Genomic DNA, 20,501 nt, shown 5'->3' with positions numbered 1-20,501 from the left:
GGATTAAAGTGATGAACAAAGCTATTTTCTACGACACAGAAACAACAGGAGTAACTTTCGGCAAGGACAGCATCATAGAGCTTGCCGGCTACGACCCCGACAGCAACGTTGGCTTTTCCGAGCTTATAAACCCTGGATGTCATATCCCCGAAAGCGCTACTGCGATACACGGCATTACCGATGAAATGGTGTCCGAAGCACAAGGCTTCGCACAAGTCTGGGAACGATTCCTTCTCTTCTGCGGCGACGACGCCATCCTTATCGCCCACAACAACGACGGCTTCGACGTCCACTTTTTGAGACACGAATGCGAGAAACACGACGTCATCCTCCCAACAACCTGGGAATACCTCGATACCCTTAAATGGGCAAGAAGGTACCGTCCTGACCTTCCGAAGCATTCCCTGCAGTATCTCCGTGAGATATACGAAATAGAAGCCAACAACGCCCACAGGGCCCTCGATGATGTAGTCGTGCTATACGAAGTCTTCTGTGCCATGACGCCAGGCCTCACACCACAAGAGGCGCATATCCTCATGAAAAAGCCACAAGAAATAAACACCATGCCCTTCGGGAAACACAAAGGACGACGCCTAGAAGAACTCCCCAATGACTATATACAATGGCTCCTAAACTCGGGATCCCTCGACAAAGATAACAACCGCGACCTGCGCACATCCCTAGAAAAACGTAAGCTCCTCCCCGAAAAAACCCTCGTCTAGTGGGGAGGGACGCTGCCCTCCCCACACCCCTCCCGCCAGAGGAGAGGTTCTCCTCTGGACTCCCCATGTAATGACATCGGATGCGCAACGACAAAGCACTCCAAAGCGCTTTTTTTGCTGCGCAAAAACGCTTTGGAGTGCTTTGTCGTAGTCATCTCAGCGTAGGCGCTATAGCGCCACCGCTGAAATATGCATAAAATATTTATTATCATTGCTTTATATCCCATAATGTCTGATGATAGTAATTTAATATTTTACCATGAAGCATGATGACTACGGAAATACAACCAATAATTTCAAGATCGCCATTTTCAGTTGAAGATCTTTCTGTTTCTCTCGGCAACGGAAAAACCATCGGCGAATCTATTGCCATTTTCAATAAGAATAAAACGACTGCGAAGACCATCGCGTTTGTAGGTGATCTTATTCGTACTATTTCTCTTGGGTTAGCCGCTGGTGTTATCTTTGGAACTATTACTTCCATTTCTTTCAGTGCTATCGTTGTGGGTTTCATTGCTACGAAGATACCTTTAACCATTATCGCCGTGAAAGTCTCTAACAAAGCTATGGAACAACTCAAGGCCCTTTCATCTAAAGGCCACGAATGTCTCAATAGCAAAGATGATGCTACAATAGGTCTTGGCATCAAGCTTCTCGATGCTATAGTAAGCCAAGGCGACTCAGAAGCATGCAAGCCCCTTGCTGAGTACTATGAATCAAAAGGGCTCAATAAAAAGGCCTCTCATTATTGGAGTTTCATTCCTCTTGAAGCCTCTAATAGAGATAGAAACCTTTTAGATATTTCAGAAGTGACACAACAGTATATAAGCAGAATTGAATATACGTGTAGAAAACGATTTCTACAAGAGCTTATCGAGAGCCCTCCTAAGCTTCAACCGCTTGAAGTTCAAGCGTAAATAAAAGCCCTCTGGCGTATTCGTCAGAGGGTTTTGTTTTGCTCTGAAACGTTGTGTTTCTTGTCGCTTTTACGTCGGCGGCGGCTTTTTTGTTTACGTATTTTCGCTAGGGCAGCGGATTTTTCTGTAGTTCCTGGATGGAGATGTTCATCTATCTTCTCTACGAGGGCTCTTAATGCTATAAATCTATTTTTGTTACGTTGCCGCTCACGCTGACACGTGACGTTTAGGCCTGTAGGGATATGATGGAGATGTACGCTACTAGAAGTCTTGTTTATCTTTTGCCCGCCCTTACCACTGCCGCGAGAGAAGCTTTCGTCGATGTCGTCGAGGCATATCCCAAGTTCTTTGATTTTTATCATGAGGGCCTCTACCTTCGTGGCAGAGATGTCGAATTTCTCATTGATTTTCATCGGAATCAATAAAATCAGCGAGACCGTTATTGCGGAGTATGCATGCTGGGCATTTTTGGCAACCTGGGTGTTTTATGCCTTCGTAGCATGTTATTGTATTTTCAACGATGTATTCCAAGATGTTGAGATCGTTGGCAAGTGCTATTGTCTCTTTTTTCGTCATAGTGACTAGTGGCGTCTGTATTGTGAAGGTATTGTCATCAAGATCTATGCGGAGGATCTGCTCCATGAGGTCCATATATTCTCGTGAGCAGTCGCGGTATCCCGAGTTGTCTGGAAAGACGACTCCCATAAATATTGTGTTGCCGCCGAGGCTGTTGACATGTATTGCTGAAAGGCGTGCCATCAGGCCGTTACGCCCTACTACGAGGGTGTTGGGAGCGGTTTCTTTGGGGTGCTGTATTTCTGTGTCGTTGCCGATCAGCGCGTTGTCTGTCAGCGTTGCGAGGAAGTCTAGAGGTATTATTTTGTTATCGATATTCCAGTCTTCACATATCTTTTTTGCGGCATCGATTTCTGTGGAGTGTCGTTGTCCGTATGAAAATGTTACGCTTAGGATATCGTCGTTGTGGTATTTTTTCATGGCGAGAGCCAGGCATATTGTTGAGTCCATGCCTCCAGAGTGTACTACTATGGCTTTTTTTTGCATCGTTTTCATTTTTTAAACTAGTTTATCCCCTATCTTTTTAGGCGTTCGTAATAGAAATTTTTACCACAGAGAACACAGAGAGGAAGGTGGGCGGGCTAGGGGTTTCACCCCTAGGACCCCGAGGATTTTAAAAAGTTTGCAATTCACCATTAACAGTTTACCGTTCAAAAACGGGGGTCTGGGGGAAAATCCCCCAGCCATATTCTTTTTTCTCTCTGTGTTCTCCGTGGCTCTGTGGTAAAAATCCTGCTTTTTCCTATACGCTAATCTACTCTACATTAGAAACGCATCGGAACCCGCAGGTGCTGTTTGCTGCTCCAGGGTTATTGCGATGTCTGTGTGAGCATCTAAGGTCTTCTTTAAGACTTTTCCAGCAACCCCCACGAAGTACGCGGTATACGCCTTGTATAGGACCTTGAGGATCATTAGGTTCTTGTTCCGAAGCTTCGTAGTAGTTATATCCGTACCAATCTTGGCACCATTCGTATACATTTCCGACGATATCGTATAGTCCGTTATTGCTTGGCGCATAGCTTTTCACTGCTATGGTATCGGAGCTGAAGTAGTTAGCTTTTGTTTTCTCCATATCGCCTTCTACTGGGAACGGGCTATTTTCGTTACTTCCGCGTGCTGCTATTTCCCATTCTGCTTCTGTTGGAAGTCGTTTTCCCACCCATTTTGCGTATGCCACGGCGCCGTACCATGTAACTCCTGCTGCTGGGTGTTTTCCGTATCCTGATTCTATTGAGAGGCTTCCTGCGCGACGATTTATCCTAGACTCGCGGAGTTGTATGGTGTCGTTGTTATTAACGTCTTTCTCCCCTCCCATAGCTTCCAGGAAGCGGATAAATTGTTCGTTTGTTACGGGGTGGATGTCTACTGCTATGCTTTCGATATTCACTTCGTGTCGTGGCATCTCGTCTCTATTTCCGTCGTTACTTCCGCGGAAGAATTTCCCACCTTTTATCACCACCATATCAGTCATGATAGGTTCTATATCGATATGTTTCACTGGCTCGGGCTCGTAGTGTGTAACGCTACGGTCTACACGAATCGTTGCTGCTGGATCTTCTTCGTATGTTGGTGTTTCTAGGGCTTTTTCTTTTATCGCTGGTTTTAAATCCGACATCTCGGCGAGGAGGGCTTTAGGCTCCGAGGCTTTATTTTTCTCTTGCTTTGCTGGAGCTTTTATTGCGCCAACGGCAACGAGTTCTTTTTCTTCTATTTTCTCTGTTGTCTTGGGCTGTGGTTTCTTCATGGTATATGTCACGAAACCATCTTCATTGTTATGTCTTTGGTTTAGGAGGTCGTCGAAAGCCCCTAGCAGTGACGTAGGACGCCTAGCGGGATCTTTTTGCATGCATGCTTTTATAAAGTCATCCCATGGAAGTCGGTATTCTGGGCGTAGCGCTGAAGGCATGTCGAAGATACCTTCTGGGTATTCCCCTGTTATCAGGTAGTATGTCATGACGCCGAAGGCATAGATATCGGAGCTGACAGCTGCGACGGCACCGTTCGTATTTCTTTGTTCTGGTGCGAGGAATGCAAGGTGTTGCAGGAAGGAGTTATTTAGGCGTTGTACATTTTCTGGGTCTGATGGTTTCGATGGGTATTTTTCTTCGCCGCCTTTCGTCGTCTCTACAACGGTGACGTCGAGGGTATCGCCAAGGGCTTTATATGCTCTAGATAGTACAGCACCGGAACCTATTACGTTAGAAAGTCCGCAGTCTGAGAGGAAAAGATCGACGCCCTTCTTTCCTTTGCCAACAAGGACGTTGTTAAGCTTAAGTCCGCGGTGTGCCATAGCGCCTTCGCCTTGCGTCCTTGTGTGTATATGATCGAGAGCACCGACGACCTGTTTAAGCATCCTGACGAGCTCATCTTCTGCTATAGGCCCTTCGTGTGTGGTGATATACTGTGCGAGGTTTGTCGTCTCGCCCATATCATCGACGACACAGTCGGTGACAAGGAAGTATGTCCCTTTCGCTGATGATACATTATGGACTTTTACGATATGAGGATGGTCTAGTGTCGAGAGTGTTTTTATTTCTTTCTCAAAACGTTTTATAAAGGCTCTATCGGCGGCGAGTTCTTCTGGTAGAACTTTAAGCGCATACTGTTTCTTCATAAAGCGGTGTTCTGCAAGGCATACCGTCCCTAGAGCCCCCTGTCCTATCTGTTTGATTATGTTGTAATCGCCAATGATACGTTTTTTCATCGTTTTGGTCTCCCGAGGGTAAATGTTAGAGAATATATATATCGTATTTCGCTATCAAAAGTGAAGGATAAAGTTATCGTCGTCCTTTTTTCTTACAAAAAATACATATATCTGCTACACTAATCTTTTTAAATTAATAGTTTACAAGGCGAGGTAATTATGAAAATACAAGCGATATCACATGACGCGTCACTAAGCAACACAATTTCCATGAAAATCCACGACTGGAATGAAAGCTCTTCGTCTCTACAAAAACATTTCGCCACAAGAGCCGTAGCAGCAGTGACATATTCTATATTTGCTGCCATCGACACTGTATGTCATCTTCTCGCTGCCGGCGGCGTCGGTGCCGTACTTCTCGCCGAGAAGGTCCTGATAGTAAAAAATATCAACGGCGAGCGGTTTTCTGCCGAGATTGCCGGGAGACACCTTAGACACGCCAAAACTCTCGCCATAGCGATACCTTGCGGGTCGCTCGTAGGCCTCTTCAGGCCGGACATCGCCGCCAAGCACATAAATACCAAAGAAATGCCCTACGATATCATGGACCCCGACGCTGTGTCGCGTCGTGCTGAAGCAGCTGAACAAAAAAAAGAAGCAGCCACCACTAAGATACAGAGAGCATGCCTACACTACTGTCTCATAAAAAAAGCTCGCGCCGAGTTCCCGGCGCTGAAAGCAAGACTCACCGCTGAAAAAACGGCGAAAGAGATCGCGTCGCTGAAGAAAGATGTTGAATCTCTAAAAAATGCTGGTATAAAAGCTGCTATCGATGAAGCGCTTAAGCCACTATATGGTCTTCTTGAACAGAAGGCCGACAGCGCCGATGTTGAGACTAAAGCCACGCTTGAAGCATTAAGTACACTAGAAGAATCCATTGCTATAGCCCTCTCCAAAAAAGCTCTGAGCGCTAGCGTTGAAGAGCGTCATGTCGCTATTAAAACTAGCATCGTCGATATTAAAAAATGTTTAGAAGAGCTCATGAAATTACTTCTTAAAAATTCGGAAGACGCGACTGTTGCAATGTCATCTCTACGGCGCTCTATTAATACGACAGCAGCGGCAGCAATGCCCTCGCTTGCTCTTACTATAGCTTATTTGGGTGGCTTGATACTTAGATAATTATCTGTTTTCAGAGAACTTCCCGAAAGCGTTGTGCTCGAGGTTTTAAAATTTTTATTATATGTTTCTAGGGTGTTTCTGAGGTTCTTTTTATAAAAAGTTTTCTTGCGTTAAAAATGATATCCTTGATAAAACGTTAGGAGTTGATTATACACTGACGTTATGAGCTTCTCTCACTTTATTGGCGTGCTACAAGGAGCAATCTGTTGCGTATTCCTTCTCGCCCAGCTCTTCAGAGCTTGGCTCGTCGGAAGCACTTACATCTTGACCCTTTCGCTACACCACTAAAGCAAGATTAGCGCTTAACATCAGTTATGCAATTATTTTCGAGGGCTTTGTTATGGCGAGCGTCAACTTATTATCTACTGATTTTGCGTTAAGCAGGACCTCTGCAAATTGGATTTCTGATTTACACGGCGAAGGAACTGTCCTTTCTAAAGGTGCATCGAGTGTTGTCGCTCTTCTCGCGCAGTCTATTTTCTCTGCCATAGACATGGCATATCATACTGTTGCTGCTGTTATCACATTCTCTGCTGTAGCCTTTTGCAATATCAGGGCCAATTCCGAGCGTCGCTCTTATGAAGACGCCAAAAGTCATGTCATCTATGCTGTGGAAGCTGCTGTAGGGACGTTGTTCGGCTCTATTGTTGGTTTTATATATCCTAGTTTTTTTTCGCCAGAGAAAGTAGAAAATAAGCCCGAAGAGTCCGTTGCTGAAAAACCTGCGGCATCAGATACAGTAGAGATCCCTGAGCACGGCCATGAAGATTTAAGTGCTGAGATCGCTTCGCTACGCGCTAGCATCGCTGAACTACCAGAAACTCCCGATGACCACAGCAGCAATTCTGATCTCGAAGCTATACGCCAAAGACTTGCGCCGCTTGAGGCGCGCTTAAAAGCCTTGGAAAGTAAATCTTCCGATGACGACAAAAAGCTTAGTGAAGGATTAGAAGGTCTAAGGAAAAGTATCGATGCTGGGCTATCCGAAAAAGCGAAGGATATCGGCGATTTAGGCGCGCAACAAAAAACTCTTGATGATAAAATTGAAAGACTTACAGGCGAACATAAAGCAGCTCTGGGCTCTGCAGTAAAAGACCTTCTGCAGCTTCAAACAGCGCTCGCTAGCCACAAAAAAGACTTAGTCGATTACAAAGGAACAGATACTACAAAGTTTTCAGGAATCTCTGCGGAAATCAAATCTTTACAAGGCGCTCTTCGTCAATTTGAAGGTCTCTCTGGAAAAATAAATGGTCTTGAAAAAAGCCTCGCCGAAAAAACACGGTCGCTTGAAGAAAGTATTTCTGAAAAGACTAGCGGTATTGAATGTTTAGCTTCTGCTGGTCTTTCCGAAGAGCTTTCTACTCTACGAAAAGATCTTAAGGAAGCCCAAGAAGAATCGGGAAAGCTTACAACGAACTTTCATAGACAAATGAATATTATCTATGGAAAGCTCGATGAAATTATTAATCATATTAATACAGAAGCAACGTATCAACCTACTATTCACGACGTGTCTCAAGCATCGGGCAGCGTGTCTCATCCAATATCCACAACGCCTACTACTAGAGATCCTTCTCCTGAAGCATCTTATTACAGTGGTAGTGACAGTGACAGTGAGTGAGGATCTACACCCCTGTAAGTTGACAACCTGTGATTCTCACCATTCATTGGAGTCGGGGTCTAAGATATCACGAGTCCATCCACGGCGGAAGCGTCCTCTATCGCTGAAGGCATCGCTATCGTCGTCGTCATCATCCTTGTCTTTGTCGTTTGCCGGCGTTTCGAATGCTTCGTCTTCGATATCCGAAGAAGATTCATCGTGGTTGTTATTGCTGTTGCCGTTTCCGACGTGCATATCGTTCATGGGTGCCGTTTCGGCAAAAGACGACCTCTGGACATTACGCCTTGGTGCGACATGCTCTTCATCGTCATCGGTATCTTTAAGGGATTTAAGGCGTATTTTTTCATCTTTGACCCTAGCTTTTATTGCCTTGATCTCTTCCTTATGTTTTTCTATGTCGCCTTTGGGGACGAGCCCCAGTTTCATCCAATTTTCTAGGTCTTCGAGTTCTGCCTCGAGCTTTTTAAGTCTATCGCTTCGTAATCCCATATTTATTCCTTTGCTAACCTTATCTTATTTTTTGCTGAGAACCCGTTTACCACAATCTGCATTTTTTGTGAATCTTTTTATATCTTATCTAAGAAAAAAATCTTTTAAAATATTTCTTCCTCAAGGTACATATAATATGTATAATACATTATATATAGCAAAAGGTTGAAATTTTAGGGGTATTATGAGCGAAGGCACACCACAAAACATCGACACTGCCAACATCGAGCTTTTCGAGCAGCTGTATGTCGAATATCAGAAGAGTCCTAGTGATGTTCCTGTGTCGTGGCGGCATTTTTTTTCTAACATGGACAAGAATTCTGTTCCTCCTCGTCGTCATGCTTTTTCTTCTAATCATGACGCCTCGCCCGTTAAAAGCGCTGCTGTCCCTGTTGCCGCCGCTGGGCCTGTCTCTGCCGAAGACGGTGATACCATCAAGGGTCTGCGTGTTAAGGGCCTCATCGACGCATATCGTTCATATGGGTATCTTCTTGCCGATGTCAATCCTGTCGCCGCCGAGCCTGTCACCATCGACGATGCTCCCCAGCTACAGCTTAGCGCTCTAGGTTTTGTCGACGAAGACCTTGGTGAGACATTCCCTACGTGTGGCATCCTCGACGTCGCCAATGCTCCTCTTAGCGACATTATCGCTGCTTTGAAAGACACATATTGTTCTAATATCGGTGTCGAGTATATGGGCTTCAACAATCCTGATGTAGAGCAATGGATCCAGCAGCATCTCGAGCCAATACGTTCGAAGCCGCAGCTTACTATCGAAGACAAGCAGCTAATCCTCCACCATCTCAACAAATCCGAGCTTTTTGAGACGTTCCTTCATACGAAATATGTCGGCCAGAAAAGGTTTTCCATCGAGGGTGGTGAGACTCTTATTCCTTTGTTAGTTGCTATATTAGAATCCGGCACGTCGCTGGGGATGGAGACATTCATCATAGGGATGGCGCATCGTGGCAGGCTAAACGTCCTCGCCAACGTCCTTCAAAAATCGCATGCCGACTTATTTTCACAGTTCGAGGAAAGTTATGTCCCAGAGTTTTTCCAGGGAAGCGGCGACGTCAAATATCATAAAGGTTTCTTCTCCGACGTTACCACTTCCGGCGGCAACAAAGCCCGTATACGTCTTGTTGACAACTCCAGCCATCTCGAATCTGTAGACCCTGTCGTCCAGGGGTATGTACGTTCTCATCAGCAACGTGACGCCGACATTGAGCGTTCTCGTATAGTCCCTATCCTCATCCATGGTGACGCCTCATTTGCTGGGCAGGGCGTCGTTTATGAGACGATGCAGATGTGCAACCTTTTAGGTTATAGCACTGGTGGCACCATACATGTCATCATCGACAACAACATAGGGTTTACAACGTTGCCGAAGAATGGACGTTCTACGCGTTTTTCTTCTGATATAGCGCATACCTTCGGCGCTCCGGTCTTCCATGTCAACGCCGAGCATCCTGAAGAGTGTGTCTTTGCTACGATGCTCGCCGTGGAGTTTAGACAGCATTTCCATTGCGACGTTGTCATCAACATGCACTGTTATCGCAAGTGGGGTCACAATGAGGGCGACGAGCCGTCCTTTACTCAGCCAATAGAATATCAGCTTATCAAGAAGAAAAAGCCTATCCGCGAATTATATCGTGATGAGCTTATCGCTACTGGCGTCATAGAGAAATATATGGCAGAGCGTCTCGAGAAAGAGTTCAAAGAATCGTTACAAAAGTCTCTTAAAGGCAGCAAGGCTTCGTTCCTCGAAAGCGAGGGCAGCGCTACGCCGTCGTGGAAGCCGCCCAGCCGCGAAGAGCTCCTCGACACTGAGAGAAGGCTCTTTGAGCCTGCGAAGACTGGTGTCGACGGCAAAACCATCGTCACCCTCGCCAAAGCTTTTTGTACCGTCCCTGAAGGTTTGACGATCCACAAGAAGCTTATAAATCTCATTACTTCCAGGCTTGAGATGGTCCAAGAAGGCTCCGACGTCAAGAGCATCGACTGGGGAATGGGCGAGCATCTTGCTATGGCGTCGCTCCTCAATGAAGGGCACCACATTAGGCTTTCTGGTCAGGACTCACGACGCGGAACTTTCAGCCACAGGCATTCTTCATGGACCGACCAAGTAAAAAACCTACGATACTTCCCTTTAAGGCATCTTAGGAAGGGACAGGGCGTTTTTGAAGTATTCAATTCTCCCCTTTCGGAGTTCGGCGTCCTTGGCTTCGAATATGGGTATAGTGCTGCGAATCTCGATGCTTTAGTCATCTGGGAGGCACAGTTCGGAGATTTCAGCAACGGCGCACAGATAGTCATCGACCAGTTTATCGCTACTAGCGAGCAGAAGTGGGGCGTACGCTCCAACCTTGTGATGTTCCTTCCTCACGGCTATGAGGGTCAGGGTCCTGAGCATTCTTCTGCGAGGATAGAGCGTTTCCTTCAGCTTTCCGGCGACCTAAACATCCAGGTCACAAACCCTACGACTCCAGCGCAGCTATTCCATCTCCTACGCCGACAAGCGCTGCGAACCATCAAGAAACCTCTTATTGTCTTCACTCCGAAAGGTCTTCTTAGATATCCCGGATGTGTTAGCAGCCTCGACGACCTAGCGACAGGAACTTTCGAAGAGGTCCTTCCTGACCCCGAGCCTCCTAGCAATGCTTCTAAGGTGATACTATGCAGTGGCAGGATATACTACGACCTCATCGCCGAGCGTAAGAATTTCAACAACAAAACCACGGCGATATTACGCCTTGAGCAGCTGTACCCTCTTAATATCGATAAGATCAAGTCTGCAATAGGCGCCTATGGTGGATGCAAAAAAATCTTGTGGGTCCAGGACGAGCCTAGCAACATGGGTGCGTGGGACTTCATGCGTCCACAGCTCAATGATATCATCCCCGAAGGCACTACGCTGTCGTATGTCGGCAGGGAGCGCAGCGCTTCGCCAGCGGCGGGGTCTTATGCCCTCCACAAAAAACAGGGTGCAGAAATTATGCGTGCTATATTCGGCGATATTGATGAAGAGATAATCACCGTATCCCGAAGCCACAACGTACGAGGATAAAAACTAAGGAACAACGAAATTATGAAGTCCGAAATAAAAGTCCCGCATATGGGAGAATCCATCACAGAAGCTACGGTGAGCACCATCTTAAAAGAGTCTGGAGCTTTCGTCGCAGAGGATGAAGAGATTTTAGAATTCGAGACCGACAAGGTCAACCAGGTTCTATATGCTCCCCATGCTGGAAAGCTATCCCTTAGTGTCAACGTCGACGACACCGTCACAATAGGACAGGTCATCGGTCATGTCGATAGCGCCCACGCCGAAGCTCCCGCCATAGTTAACGATACACAACAAAAACAAGAGGTTATAATGGTAGAAAAACCATCAGAAGAAGAAAACAAAACCTTAGAAGACACAAAACAGCAAGGTTCTCGTATCGACAAAGGCAGGTTCCTCGACGATCTTCTATCTCCCAACGACGAAGAAGAGCAGAAGCCTGTTGCGCAGGAGTCTGAAGAGCAAAAAAAACAAGAAGAGCCTAAGGCTGCCGAAGCCCCACAGAAAAATATGGTGCCTCCTGCTCCTAGGAAGGCCGTAAAGCGCAACGCTGGGGAACGCAAAGAATCGCGGGAGAAGATGTCGAAGATACGCCGTGTCATCGCTTCGCGTCTTGTCGAGGCGCAGCACGAGGCTGCTATGCTTACGACGTTCAACGAAGTCGATATGACACAGATCATGACGCTTAGAAGCGCCTTCCAGGAGGCCTTCAAAGCTAAGCATGGCACGAAGCTAGGGTTTATGTCTTTCTTCGTAAGGGCTGCTGTCTCGGCGCTAGAAACGTTTCCTATGATAAACTCTTATATCGACGGTGAAGACATAGTAACGAGAGAATACTACGACATTGGCATCGCAATAGGAACTAGTCGCGGGCTCTTTGTCCCTGTTTTACGCAACTGCGATGATATGTCGTTCGCCGACATCGAGAACGGCATCATCGACTATGCCGTCAAGTCCGAGAATGGCGCCATCGACGTTTCAGACCTTCAGGGTGGAGGTTTCACCATCACCAATGGTGGTGTCTATGGGTCTCTGATGTCGACGCCTATCCTCAATCCTCCACAGTGTGCTATATTGGGGATGCATACTATACAGAAGCGCCCTGTCGTCATCGACGGTGCCATCGTCGCCAGGGATATGATGTACCTTGCCCTCACCTACGACCATCGTATCGTCGACGGTAAAGAGGCCGTAACATTTTTGACGCACATCAAGGAGATCCTTGAAAACCCTGCATCTTTAGCTTTAGAACTATAACATTAGGAGACCATGTGTCATGAAAAGTAACTACGATGTCGCTGTAATCGGCGGAGGCCCTGGAGGATATGTTGCTGCTATACGCTGTGCACGGCTAGGCCTCAGCACTGTCTGTATCGAACAACGTGAAACCCTTGGAGGCACATGCCTCAACGTAGGGTGTATCCCTACGAAGACGTTATTAAGCAGTACTGGATATTACGACAAAATTTCCCGCGATGGCAAGGCTATGGGTATCGAAGCTTCGGGTCTCACTGCCAATCTAAAAACTATGATGTCACACAAAGACAAGGTCGTTGCTGGTCTTACTGAAGGCGTTGCCGGAATTCTTAAGCGTCACAATGTCGACGTGATAACGGGTAAAGGTTATATAGCGTCGCAATTCGCAATAAAGATCGCCGACAGCGACCAGCAGATTGATATCGACAACATCATCGTCGCTACGGGTTCTGAACCTGCAGAGCTTCCATTCCTTCCTTTCGACGGTAAATACGTCATATCTTCTACTGAAGCTTTGAGCCTTCAAGAGATACCTAAAAGTCTTATCATCGTCGGTGCCGGCGCCGTAGGCCTTGAGATGGCATCGATATACAACAGGCTTGGCAGTGAAGTCACCGTCGTTGAAGTCCTCGACACTATAGGGTCTGGATGCGACTCCGCCATCGCAAAGATGCTACAACAGTCTCTTGTACAGCAAGGCATCTCTTTTTCTATGGCGACAGAAGTCACCAGAGGAAAGGTCGGCGAAGGGCACGTCTCGCTAATAACGACTAAAGACAAACAAAGCACTCTCCTTTCTGGCGACGTCGTCATCGTCGCTGTTGGAAGAACTCCCAACACCAAAAACCTCGGGCTCGAAAATATCGGTATACAGCCTACCGATCGAGGATTCCTTACCGTAGATGAGAACTTCAGGACGTCAACGAGTAATATCTACGCCATCGGCGATGTCATCGAAGGTCCTATGCTCGCCCATAAAGCTTCGGAAGAAGGTGTTGCTACTGCCGAGATAATCGCTGGAGGAAAAGCCTCCGTCAACTACCTAGCCATCCCCAACATAATATATACTACCCCCGAAGTCGCTAGCATAGGCCTCAACGAAGAAGAGGCAATAAAAGCAGGGCTAGAAATAACAATAGGGACGTTCCCCTTCAAGGCCAATGCCAGAGCGCGATGCTCAGGAGAAACTGAAGGCATAGTGAAAGTCATTGGAGAAAAGAACTCCGACAGGCTTATAGGGATGCATATCTTCGGGCCCCATGCCTCAGAACTCATCGGCGAAGGCATCATGGCAATAAAACGTAAGGCGACAATAAAAGACATCGGCGACGCCGTTCACGGACACCCCACGCTGTCAGAAGCAATAAAAGAGGCAGCCTTAGCCGCCCATGAGAAAGCGATTCATATGTAATGCAGCACAGCTGCATTACATATCATTGAACAATGAGCATTGAACATTGAACATTGAACATTGAACATTGAACATTTTTTCAAACTCACTTATCAATGATCAATGATAACTGTTCAATGTCCAATGATTACCGCTCCGCCGAGGCAAAGCTCGCCGTCGTAGAAAACGACTGACTGTCCTGGCGTTACGGCTTTTTGTGTGGCGTCGAATTCCACCTCTACCTCATGGTCTGATAATATTGTGATGGTGCATGGTGCATCGGCTTGTCGGTATCGGATTTTAGCGGTGCATTTATATGGAATAGTTTTTGGTTTATCCCCTACCCACGATATTTCTTTAGCAGTAAGTTTGCTGCTATATAATGCAGGGTGATCTTCTCCTTGTTCGACGTATACGACATTCTTCTCTGGATCTTTTTCTACTACGAACCAAGGTTCTCCTGGTCCACCGATGCCGAGGCCTTTACGTTGTCCTATTGTGTAATATGCTATACCGTCGTGATTTCCTACGATTGTGCCGTCGAGTTTTTGGAATTCCCCTTTCGAGAATCCTAGATATTTCCCTACGAATTCTTTGAAGTTGCGTTTCCCTATGAAGCATATCCCCATGCTATCTTTCTTTTTTGCTGTCGCCAGGTCATGTTTTTCGGCGATACGTCGCACTTCATCTTTTTTTAGCTCTCCTATGGGGAACAGCACCTTTTCTAATATCGCGCTTTTTATTGTGTATAGGAAATAGCTTTGGTCTTTGTTGTTATCGACACCTCTGGCGAGCATATTTTTGCCATCGACGATGATGTTACGGCAGTAGTGTCCTGTAGCGAGGTAATCGGCGCCGAGTTCCATTGCTTTTTCTAGGAAGACCTTAAATTTTATCTCTCTGTTGCATAGGACATCGGGGTTTGGTGTTATCCCCTTCTTACAGTCTTCTAGGAACGATTCGAAGACGTTATCCCAATATTCTTTCGTGAAGTTTACGGTATAGAAAGGTATATCTATCTGCTCGCATATTGCTACGACATCGTCGTGGTCTTCAGCGGCGGGACATTCTTCGTCGGCGGTATCGTCCCAGTTTTTCATAAACATGCCGATGACGTTATATCCTTGCTCTTTGAGGATAAGCGCCGCCACCGAGGAGTCGACTCCCCCCGACATCCCAACTACTACTGTTTTTTTCTTTTTTTTATCCACAGGTATTACTCACCATTGTTTTTTTTACCACAGAGAGCGCTCAATGCTCAATGAGTTCGGAACAGAATTCCGAAGCTAAAACCCCAATTTTGCCACAGAGGACACAGAGGAACCACAGAGGCCTCACAGAGAAAAAAAGAATATGGCTGGGGGAACCTCCCCCAGACCCCCGTTTTTGAACGGTAAACGGTGAACTTTTTAAAATCCTCGGGGTTCTAGGGGTGAAACCCCTAGCCCTTCCGCCGCCTTCTCTGTGTATCCTCTGTGATCCCTCTGTGTCCTCTGTGGCAAAAATCCTATTCCGAAATCCGAACTATTCGGCGTAGCCGCATCTCAATGCTCGCCTAGCTTTCCTGACTTCCAGTGTTTGCGGCATAGGCTTACATACGATTCGTTACCACCAATCTGTATCTGTTCTCCGTGTTTTACTACGTTGCCATCGACGACTCGTGCATTCATTATAGCTTTACTGCCACACCAGCATATCGTCTTGACTTCTTCGATGACGTTAGCAAACTCCATAAGCTTTTTGCTGCCTTCGAAGAGGTTTCCCATGAAGTCTGTCCTGAGTCCGTAACATATCACGGGGATATCGATATCATCGACGACCTCGCTAAGCTGTAGGATATGGTCGGCGGTGAGGAACTGCGACTCATCGACGATGATACAGTCTATTGTTTCACCTTCTTTGAGCATGGAGGATATCATATCTTTTACATTATCGTTGTTTTGTATTACGAAAGCATTGGCTTCGAGTCCCATCCGCGACTTCACGGCAGCGACACCATCGCGTGTGTCTGTGGCGGGCTTGAACAGCACAGCATTCTGTCCCTTCTCACTGTAGTTGTATTGTACCATCAGAGCGTTAGCGGTCTTGCTGCTACCCATGGCGCCGTGGCGGAAAAATAATTTCGACATCGTAATATCTCCTTGTAGTTTGTTATTCTCTTAATAGTCGCTTTTCTCAAAGTCTAGTCTATTTCAGTCCTTTTTCAACAACCTGAAGTTCTTGAGTAGCATGTTTTCTTACGCCACGTTGCCTTAACGATCCCAAACAAGATACCAATGGTCTTCTTATGTATCTTTCAAATATTCTTAATACAGTCTTTTGAATCGATCTATCTGTTTCAGGAACATCTGGAACAAAAGCAGGAACAGCGGGATCAGGTTTTTCAACAACCTGAAGTTCTTGAGCGTCTGCTTCTATTGCTGCTGCATTACGTGACGCAAGCTCTTCAATATATCCCACTTCTCCAAGAGCATCCATAATCATTTCCTCGAGCTTTTCGATCTTTTATAAATCATATGTAAAAAAAAGCCAAGACAAACAGGTGGAATTCTGCTGTCTTGGCGCCTTCTATAAAGAAGTATTTCGTTGTGGTTACCAGCTTGCCTTCTGCACTCCTGGTATCATCCCTCGTGAAGCAAGTTCGCGGAAACATATTCGCGAGATCTTGAACTTGTTGAGGTTACCGCGGGCGCGTCCAGTCATCTGGCAGCGGTTGCGTAGGCGAACTGTCGATCCATTAGGCGACATCTTATTAAGAGTCACCTGCGCATCATAGCGTTCTTCAGGAGTGGTATCTAGATTTTTGATAAGAGCTTTAAGCCCCTGTCGCTTCTCCCATTTGAGCTGCACAAGGCGCTCACGTCTTTTTTGTTTTGCTATCGAAGATTTCTTAGCCATAGTGTCTTTATTTTCCCTTAATTTGCTCGCGTTGGTCGCGTTACTCGCGTTACTCGTGCAGGACCCTTTTGTCGCTGCTTGCGACGTGGGTCTTTTTTGTTGATGATATATACACGGCCTTTGCGCCGTACAACCTTATCCCCTTTAGATGGGTCGGCTTTTACTGATGCTCGTACTTTCATTGTTCTTTTCCGTCCTCAGAAATGTAAAAAGTTAATGTATAGTGATAACATGTAGAGCAATTTATTTTCAACGTTTTTCTCTGTAGAGAGAAGATATTTTATTTTCTTGAGAAATATTCATGATATCGGTTATAGTTTCGTATTGTTTTTATATATATCATTTTAAAGGAATACCACAATGAAACGAACATATCAACCAAGCAACCTTCGTCGCAAAGCAAAACACGGCTTCCGTGCACGCATGAAAACCGCCAGCGGCAGAAAGATTATCAACAGCCGTCGCAGAGAAGGCCGCAAGACATTAAGCGCCTAACCTAGGCCGCAATCATGAGTTTAAGGTTCTTTTTCTCTCGTCTGTTACGTGTAGTGTCTCGCGGAGAATATCGTATGATATCACGCAAGGGTGACAGGCGCGTCGGCGTATATTGTATCGCTGACGTCTATATCGACGAGAGCTCTTCTTCACTACCACGCCTTGGGCTTACCGTCTCCCGCCGCTATGGCAAAGCCCATCAACGCAACAGGCTCAAACGTCTTGTCCGTGAGGCGTTCCGTCTTATGCAGCACGAGCTTCCCAAAGGCCTCGTCGTCAATGTCCGCCCACGCTCCAAAGCTCACAATGCCTCAGCCTCCGACATCGCCAGTGATCTGAAGTCAATAATCACTGATCAGTAAAAAAGCTCCAAACTCCGATTTTTTACCACGGAGCCACGGAGGACACGGAGAACAAAAGTTTAAAAAAAAGTGAAGAACAGCACTAGCTAGGGGTGTCACCCCTAGAACCCCGAAAATTTTAAAAAGATCGCCATTCAACCGTTCAGAAATGGGGGCCTGGGGGAATCCCCCAGCCAGTTCTTTTTCTCTGTGTCCTCCGTGGCTCCGTGGTAGAAAAATCCTACTCCGAACTCCGAACTCACTGCTCAAGCAGTGTAAGTTCTTTGATTTTGGTGTTTGGTGAGCTTTTTTCCATGAAATCTATCGCTTCGGCGATACGGTCTTTCATATCTTCGGGTGCTGTTTCGTAGCATGTCTGTGCATATTTCAGAGCTTGTTCTATCATATTATTGTCGTGGAAGACCTGTGCTATCGTCATTGTCACGCGCCATGCTGTCTCTCGATCTTCTGCGCCGAAGGTATCGAGGTATGTTATCAATGGTTTTAGTGCTTTATCGATATCCCCTGCTGTGGCGCCGGCAATGCGCGCCTGGAAGTCTATTACGGCGAGGTTATATTGTACGTTGTTTTCGTTGTTGGGGTTGTCTTCGGCGAGGATATTCCGTAATGCTCTTACATCGATATCGTCGATATTGCCATTCTGTACGTTGCTACGGTATTTCTCTAGCAAGAAGAAAGCGTTGTCGATACGTCTTATGCCTTCGGCGATGAACATATCGGCATATTCTTCGGCGCCGAAAGCTTTAGCTTCTTTGAAAAGGTCTTCTAGTTGCTTCGTCGTTAGTCGGGTGTTTTTCATATCTTTGACGGCATTGGCCAGCGTAGAGTATTCTTCCCAGTTTCTTAATAGAGCATCAGCATATTCCTTGCCGCCACCGGGGCGGTATCCCATGACAACGACTTTACGTTCTTCGCTATCGACGACGACGACGGTAGGGAATGATGAGACGTTGAATTTTTCCCTTACAGCTTTGTTATTAGCAAGGTCTTCGCGGGCGATGCTTTTATCTTTGGGGAAGTCTATCTTAGCGAAGATGAAGGCGTCGCTAGTGTCTTCGACAAATTCCGTGGTTTTAAAGACTTCTTCTTCGAGCTTCTCGCACCACTCGCTCCAGTCGGCGCCGTTGAAGAAGATAAAGAGAGGCTTATCGTCGTTACGTGCTATGTCGAGAGCTTCGTCATAGTCGGCAATCCATGCTATTTTCCCATCTTCAGCATAGGCGCCATATGCTATAAGGCATAACACCGCTGACATCATAGTTATAATCTTCTTCATTGCGACTCTCCTATAGTTTGTAACAAAACTCTTCGATGAGGTATAATACGTTATATTACCATCAAATCTTTTGTATATGATACCATCTTTTCCGCCAACCATTATCCTTCGTCATCGCAAGGAAAACCTAAAAAAATGCTCTCTTCGAGGCCTCGAGGAGCGTGATGACATGCTTTTCTTCAGGTATCCCATTCCCGACTTCGGCGATATCGACTTCAATAAATACGTACTTCTGTCTCTTGACGGCGAAGAGCTCTCTGAAAAAGATGGTGACAAAGGCGTCGTCCTCATCGACGGCACATGGCGCTATGCACAGAAAATGGTAGAGAACACCACAGAATTTCGCGATATCCCACGGCGCCGCCTTCCCGAAGGCTACACCACGGCATACCCGCGATGCCAGACGGAATGCCCCGACCCCGAAGCAGGCCTCGCCTCAGTAGAAGCGCTATACGTCGCATATAGCATCCTAGGACGCGACACCACGGGAATATTGGACAACTACCATTGGAAAAAGGCTTTTTTGAAAAAGAATGCTGCTTTATTACTGGGCTCCGGCCTCGCGTAAGAGGTCGGCGATTTCTGTATAGCCACTCTTTAAAGCAATTTTTAGCGGTGTAGTGCCCAAGAAAGATCTTTTTCCAACATCAGCACCATTCCTTATCAACTTTTCCACAACACCCTTATGACCTTGACGAACCGCTAACATAAGGGGCGTGCGACCTTTGTGATCACGCTTGTCAACTGATGCGCCCTTTTCGATTAAATATTTTACAACACCTTCATGACCATTCTCTGCTGCTACCCAAAGAGGGGTGCGACCTTTGTGATCACGCTTGTCAACTGATGCGCCCTTGTCGATTAAAGATTCTACAGCACCTTTATGGCCAGCACGAGCCGCTAGCCCAAGAAAAGTCTGGCCGTATTTATCAGGCTTGTCAATCGACCCTTTTTTTGTGATTAAAGCATTCGCTAAAATTTCCATAATCTTCTCAGAACCGTTGTTTACCGCCAACAAAAAAGGATTGTCATCGCGTCTACTGCACCTGTCGGGCGAAGCTCCCCCTCCGACCAAGGCTTCCACAACTTCTACACGACCATCCTCTGCTGCTATCCAAAGAGGGGTGCGACCGCTGTTGTTGGGCTTGTCAACCTTGGCACCCTTGGCAATTAACGCTTTCACAACTTCTGCGCGACCATTCTGGGCTGCTACAAAAAGAGGGGTGAAGCCGTCTTTATCAGGCTCATCAACCTTGGCATCCTTGCCAATTAACGCTTCCACAACTTCTAAATAACCATTCTGTGCTGCTACCCAAAGAGGGGTGACGCCGTCTTTATCAGGCTCATCAACCTTGGCATCCTTGCCAATTAACGCTTCCACAACTTCTAAATGACCATTCTGTGCTGCTATCCAAAGAGGGGTGAAGCCGTCTTTATCAGGCTCATCAACCTTGGCATCCTTGCCAATTAACGCTTCCACAACTTCTAAATGACCATTCTGTGCTGCTACCCAAAGAGGGGTGACGCCGTCTTTATCAGGCTCATCAACCTTGGCATCCTTGCCAATTAACGCTTCCACAACTTCTAAATGACCATTCTGTGCTGCTA

At 46.4% G+C, this 20,501-nt stretch carries 21 protein-coding genes; 10 read left to right on the top strand and 11 right to left on the bottom strand.

All coding sequences use genetic code 11. From position 1 onward, the window contains the following. Window positions 1-11: 11 nt before the first annotated feature. Both HN980_00525 and HN980_00520 read left to right on the top strand, forming a co-directional pair. Window positions 12-722 (top strand): DNA polymerase III subunit epsilon, encoded by a 711-nt coding sequence (locus HN980_00525; protein MBT6927972.1) that lies wholly within the window; start codon window positions 12-14, stop codon window positions 720-722. Window positions 723-988: 266 nt separating this feature from the next. Further along, on the top strand, window positions 989-1,639 hold the full coding sequence (locus HN980_00520) for a hypothetical protein (protein MBT6927971.1): 651 nt from the start codon (window positions 989-991) through the stop codon (window positions 1,637-1,639). Between the two features lie 23 nt (window positions 1,640-1,662). Here HN980_00520 and HN980_00515 read toward each other — a convergent pair whose 3' ends face one another. The 3 genes from HN980_00515 to HN980_00505 form a co-directional block, all read right to left on the bottom strand. Then, window positions 1,663-2,052: a peptide chain release factor-like protein gene (locus HN980_00515; protein ID MBT6927970.1), complete on the bottom strand. Its 390-nt coding sequence runs from the start codon at window positions 2,050-2,052 to the stop codon at window positions 1,663-1,665. Beyond that, entirely contained in the window at window positions 2,039-2,710 is a 672-nt protein-coding gene (queC, locus tag HN980_00510) for a 7-cyano-7-deazaguanine synthase QueC (GenBank protein ID MBT6927969.1), read from the bottom strand. Before queC ends, HN980_00515 begins: the two co-directional genes overlap by 14 nt. A gap of 259 nt (window positions 2,711-2,969) precedes the next feature. Beyond that, the gene (locus tag HN980_00505; protein MBT6927968.1) at window positions 2,970-4,919 is read right to left on the bottom strand and encodes an SUMF1/EgtB/PvdO family nonheme iron enzyme; all 1,950 of its coding nucleotides are present in this window, start codon (window positions 4,917-4,919) and stop codon (window positions 2,970-2,972) included. A 159-nt stretch (window positions 4,920-5,078) separates the two neighbouring features. Here HN980_00505 and HN980_00500 point away from each other — a divergent pair, with 159 nt between their 5' ends. Beyond that, on the top strand, window positions 5,079-6,041 hold the full coding sequence (locus HN980_00500; GenBank protein ID MBT6927967.1) for a hypothetical protein: 963 nt from the start codon (window positions 5,079-5,081) through the stop codon (window positions 6,039-6,041). Window positions 6,042-6,381: 340 nt separating this feature from the next. Then, on the top strand, window positions 6,382-7,662 hold the full coding sequence (locus tag HN980_00495) for a hypothetical protein (protein MBT6927966.1): 1,281 nt from the start codon (window positions 6,382-6,384) through the stop codon (window positions 7,660-7,662). Between the two features lie 36 nt (window positions 7,663-7,698). Here HN980_00495 and HN980_00490 read toward each other — a convergent pair whose 3' ends face one another. Further along, a complete protein-coding gene (locus HN980_00490) occupies window positions 7,699-8,151 on the bottom strand; it encodes a hypothetical protein (protein ID MBT6927965.1) in 453 nt (150 codons plus the stop codon). A gap of 184 nt (window positions 8,152-8,335) precedes the next feature. Here HN980_00490 and HN980_00485 point away from each other — a divergent pair, with 184 nt between their 5' ends. From HN980_00485 to lpdA, 3 genes are read left to right on the top strand one after another with little or no spacing between them, the layout of a single operon-like run. Further along, the gene (locus HN980_00485) at window positions 8,336-11,218 is read left to right on the top strand and encodes a 2-oxoglutarate dehydrogenase E1 component (GenBank protein MBT6927964.1); all 2,883 of its coding nucleotides are present in this window, start codon (window positions 8,336-8,338) and stop codon (window positions 11,216-11,218) included. Between the two features lie 21 nt (window positions 11,219-11,239). Continuing rightward, entirely contained in the window at window positions 11,240-12,472 is a 1,233-nt protein-coding gene (odhB, locus tag HN980_00480; GenBank protein MBT6927963.1) for a 2-oxoglutarate dehydrogenase complex dihydrolipoyllysine-residue succinyltransferase, read from the top strand. 19 nt (window positions 12,473-12,491) lie between these two features. Next, on the top strand, window positions 12,492-13,883 hold the full coding sequence (lpdA, locus tag HN980_00475; GenBank protein ID MBT6927962.1) for a dihydrolipoyl dehydrogenase: 1,392 nt from the start codon (window positions 12,492-12,494) through the stop codon (window positions 13,881-13,883). 113 nt (window positions 13,884-13,996) lie between these two features. Here the strand turns inward: lpdA and mnmA are convergent, their stop codons facing one another. From mnmA to rpmJ, 5 genes are all read right to left on the bottom strand, one after another. Beyond that, a complete protein-coding gene (gene mnmA / locus HN980_00470; protein MBT6927961.1) occupies window positions 13,997-15,073 on the bottom strand; it encodes a tRNA 2-thiouridine(34) synthase MnmA in 1,077 nt (358 codons plus the stop codon). Window positions 15,074-15,406: 333 nt separating this feature from the next. Beyond that, a complete protein-coding gene (locus HN980_00465; GenBank protein MBT6927960.1) occupies window positions 15,407-15,991 on the bottom strand; it encodes a thymidine kinase in 585 nt (194 codons plus the stop codon). Window positions 15,992-16,049: 58 nt separating this feature from the next. Further along, the gene (locus tag HN980_00460; protein MBT6927959.1) at window positions 16,050-16,340 is read right to left on the bottom strand and encodes a hypothetical protein; all 291 of its coding nucleotides are present in this window, start codon (window positions 16,338-16,340) and stop codon (window positions 16,050-16,052) included. Between the two features lie 114 nt (window positions 16,341-16,454). Then, window positions 16,455-16,760 carry a 30S ribosomal protein S14 gene (gene rpsN, locus HN980_00455; GenBank protein MBT6927958.1) on the bottom strand — a complete coding sequence of 102 codons (306 nt, stop codon included), beginning with the start codon at window positions 16,758-16,760 and terminating at the stop codon, window positions 16,455-16,457. Window positions 16,761-16,777: 17 nt separating this feature from the next. Continuing rightward, a complete protein-coding gene (gene rpmJ / locus HN980_00450; GenBank protein MBT6927957.1) occupies window positions 16,778-16,942 on the bottom strand; it encodes a 50S ribosomal protein L36 in 165 nt (54 codons plus the stop codon). 178 nt (window positions 16,943-17,120) lie between these two features. On the opposite strand from rpmJ, the gene rpmH reads away from it, so the two are divergent. Together rpmH and rnpA are read left to right on the top strand one after the other, a co-directional pair. After that, a complete protein-coding gene (rpmH, locus tag HN980_00445) occupies window positions 17,121-17,255 on the top strand; it encodes a 50S ribosomal protein L34 (GenBank protein MBT6927956.1) in 135 nt (44 codons plus the stop codon). A gap of 14 nt (window positions 17,256-17,269) precedes the next feature. Next, on the top strand, window positions 17,270-17,617 hold the full coding sequence (rnpA, locus tag HN980_00440) for a ribonuclease P protein component (protein ID MBT6927955.1): 348 nt from the start codon (window positions 17,270-17,272) through the stop codon (window positions 17,615-17,617). Window positions 17,618-17,855: 238 nt separating this feature from the next. Here rnpA and HN980_00435 read toward each other — a convergent pair whose 3' ends face one another. Then, window positions 17,856-18,893: a thioredoxin family protein gene (locus HN980_00435; GenBank protein MBT6927954.1), complete on the bottom strand. Its 1,038-nt coding sequence runs from the start codon at window positions 18,891-18,893 to the stop codon at window positions 17,856-17,858. Between the two features lie 79 nt (window positions 18,894-18,972). On the opposite strand from HN980_00435, the gene HN980_00430 reads away from it, so the two are divergent. Continuing rightward, window positions 18,973-19,461, top strand: coding sequence for a DTW domain-containing protein (locus tag HN980_00430; GenBank protein MBT6927953.1), 489 nt, complete (start codon window positions 18,973-18,975; stop codon window positions 19,459-19,461). On the opposite strand, the gene HN980_00425 is transcribed toward HN980_00430, so the two are convergent. Further along, window positions 19,438-20,501: hypothetical protein (locus tag HN980_00425; protein MBT6927952.1), on the bottom strand; the 1,064-nt coding region annotated here is incomplete at its 5' end. The genes HN980_00430 and HN980_00425 overlap by 24 nt on opposite strands.

The sequence above is a fragment of the Waddliaceae bacterium genome, assembly GCA_018694295.1.
GTDB lineage: Bacteria > Chlamydiota > Chlamydiia > Chlamydiales > JABHNK01 > JABHNK01.
Note: the sequence above shows the minus strand (reverse complement) of the source record. Positions and strands in the feature narration are given on the sequence as shown.

Coding starts and splice junctions, on each gene's coding strand:
- HN980_00525 (MBT6927972.1), top strand. CDS start 12: ATGAACAAAGCTATTTTCTACGACACAGAAACAACAGGAGTAACTTTC.
- HN980_00520 (MBT6927971.1), top strand. CDS start 989: ATGATGACTACGGAAATACAACCAATAATTTCAAGATCGCCATTTTCA.
- HN980_00515 (MBT6927970.1), bottom strand. CDS start 2,052: ATGAAAATCAATGAGAAATTCGACATCTCTGCCACGAAGGTAGAGGCC.
- queC (MBT6927969.1), bottom strand. CDS start 2,710: ATGAAAACGATGCAAAAAAAAGCCATAGTAGTACACTCTGGAGGCATG.
- HN980_00505 (MBT6927968.1), bottom strand. CDS start 4,919: ATGAAAAAACGTATCATTGGCGATTACAACATAATCAAACAGATAGGA.
- HN980_00500 (MBT6927967.1), top strand. CDS start 5,079: ATGAAAATACAAGCGATATCACATGACGCGTCACTAAGCAACACAATT.
- HN980_00495 (MBT6927966.1), top strand. CDS start 6,382: ATGGCGAGCGTCAACTTATTATCTACTGATTTTGCGTTAAGCAGGACC.
- HN980_00490 (MBT6927965.1), bottom strand. CDS start 8,151: ATGGGATTACGAAGCGATAGACTTAAAAAGCTCGAGGCAGAACTCGAA.
- HN980_00485 (MBT6927964.1), top strand. CDS start 8,336: ATGAGCGAAGGCACACCACAAAACATCGACACTGCCAACATCGAGCTT.
- odhB (MBT6927963.1), top strand. CDS start 11,240: ATGAAGTCCGAAATAAAAGTCCCGCATATGGGAGAATCCATCACAGAA.
- lpdA (MBT6927962.1), top strand. CDS start 12,492: ATGAAAAGTAACTACGATGTCGCTGTAATCGGCGGAGGCCCTGGAGGA.
- HN980_00465 (MBT6927960.1), bottom strand. CDS start 15,991: ATGTCGAAATTATTTTTCCGCCACGGCGCCATGGGTAGCAGCAAGACC.
- HN980_00460 (MBT6927959.1), bottom strand. CDS start 16,340: ATGGATGCTCTTGGAGAAGTGGGATATATTGAAGAGCTTGCGTCACGT.
- rpsN (MBT6927958.1), bottom strand. CDS start 16,760: ATGGCTAAGAAATCTTCGATAGCAAAACAAAAAAGACGTGAGCGCCTT.
- rpmJ (MBT6927957.1), bottom strand. CDS start 16,942: ATGAAAGTACGAGCATCAGTAAAAGCCGACCCATCTAAAGGGGATAAG.
- rpmH (MBT6927956.1), top strand. CDS start 17,121: ATGAAACGAACATATCAACCAAGCAACCTTCGTCGCAAAGCAAAACAC.
- rnpA (MBT6927955.1), top strand. CDS start 17,270: ATGAGTTTAAGGTTCTTTTTCTCTCGTCTGTTACGTGTAGTGTCTCGC.
- HN980_00435 (MBT6927954.1), bottom strand. CDS start 18,893: ATGAAGAAGATTATAACTATGATGTCAGCGGTGTTATGCCTTATAGCA.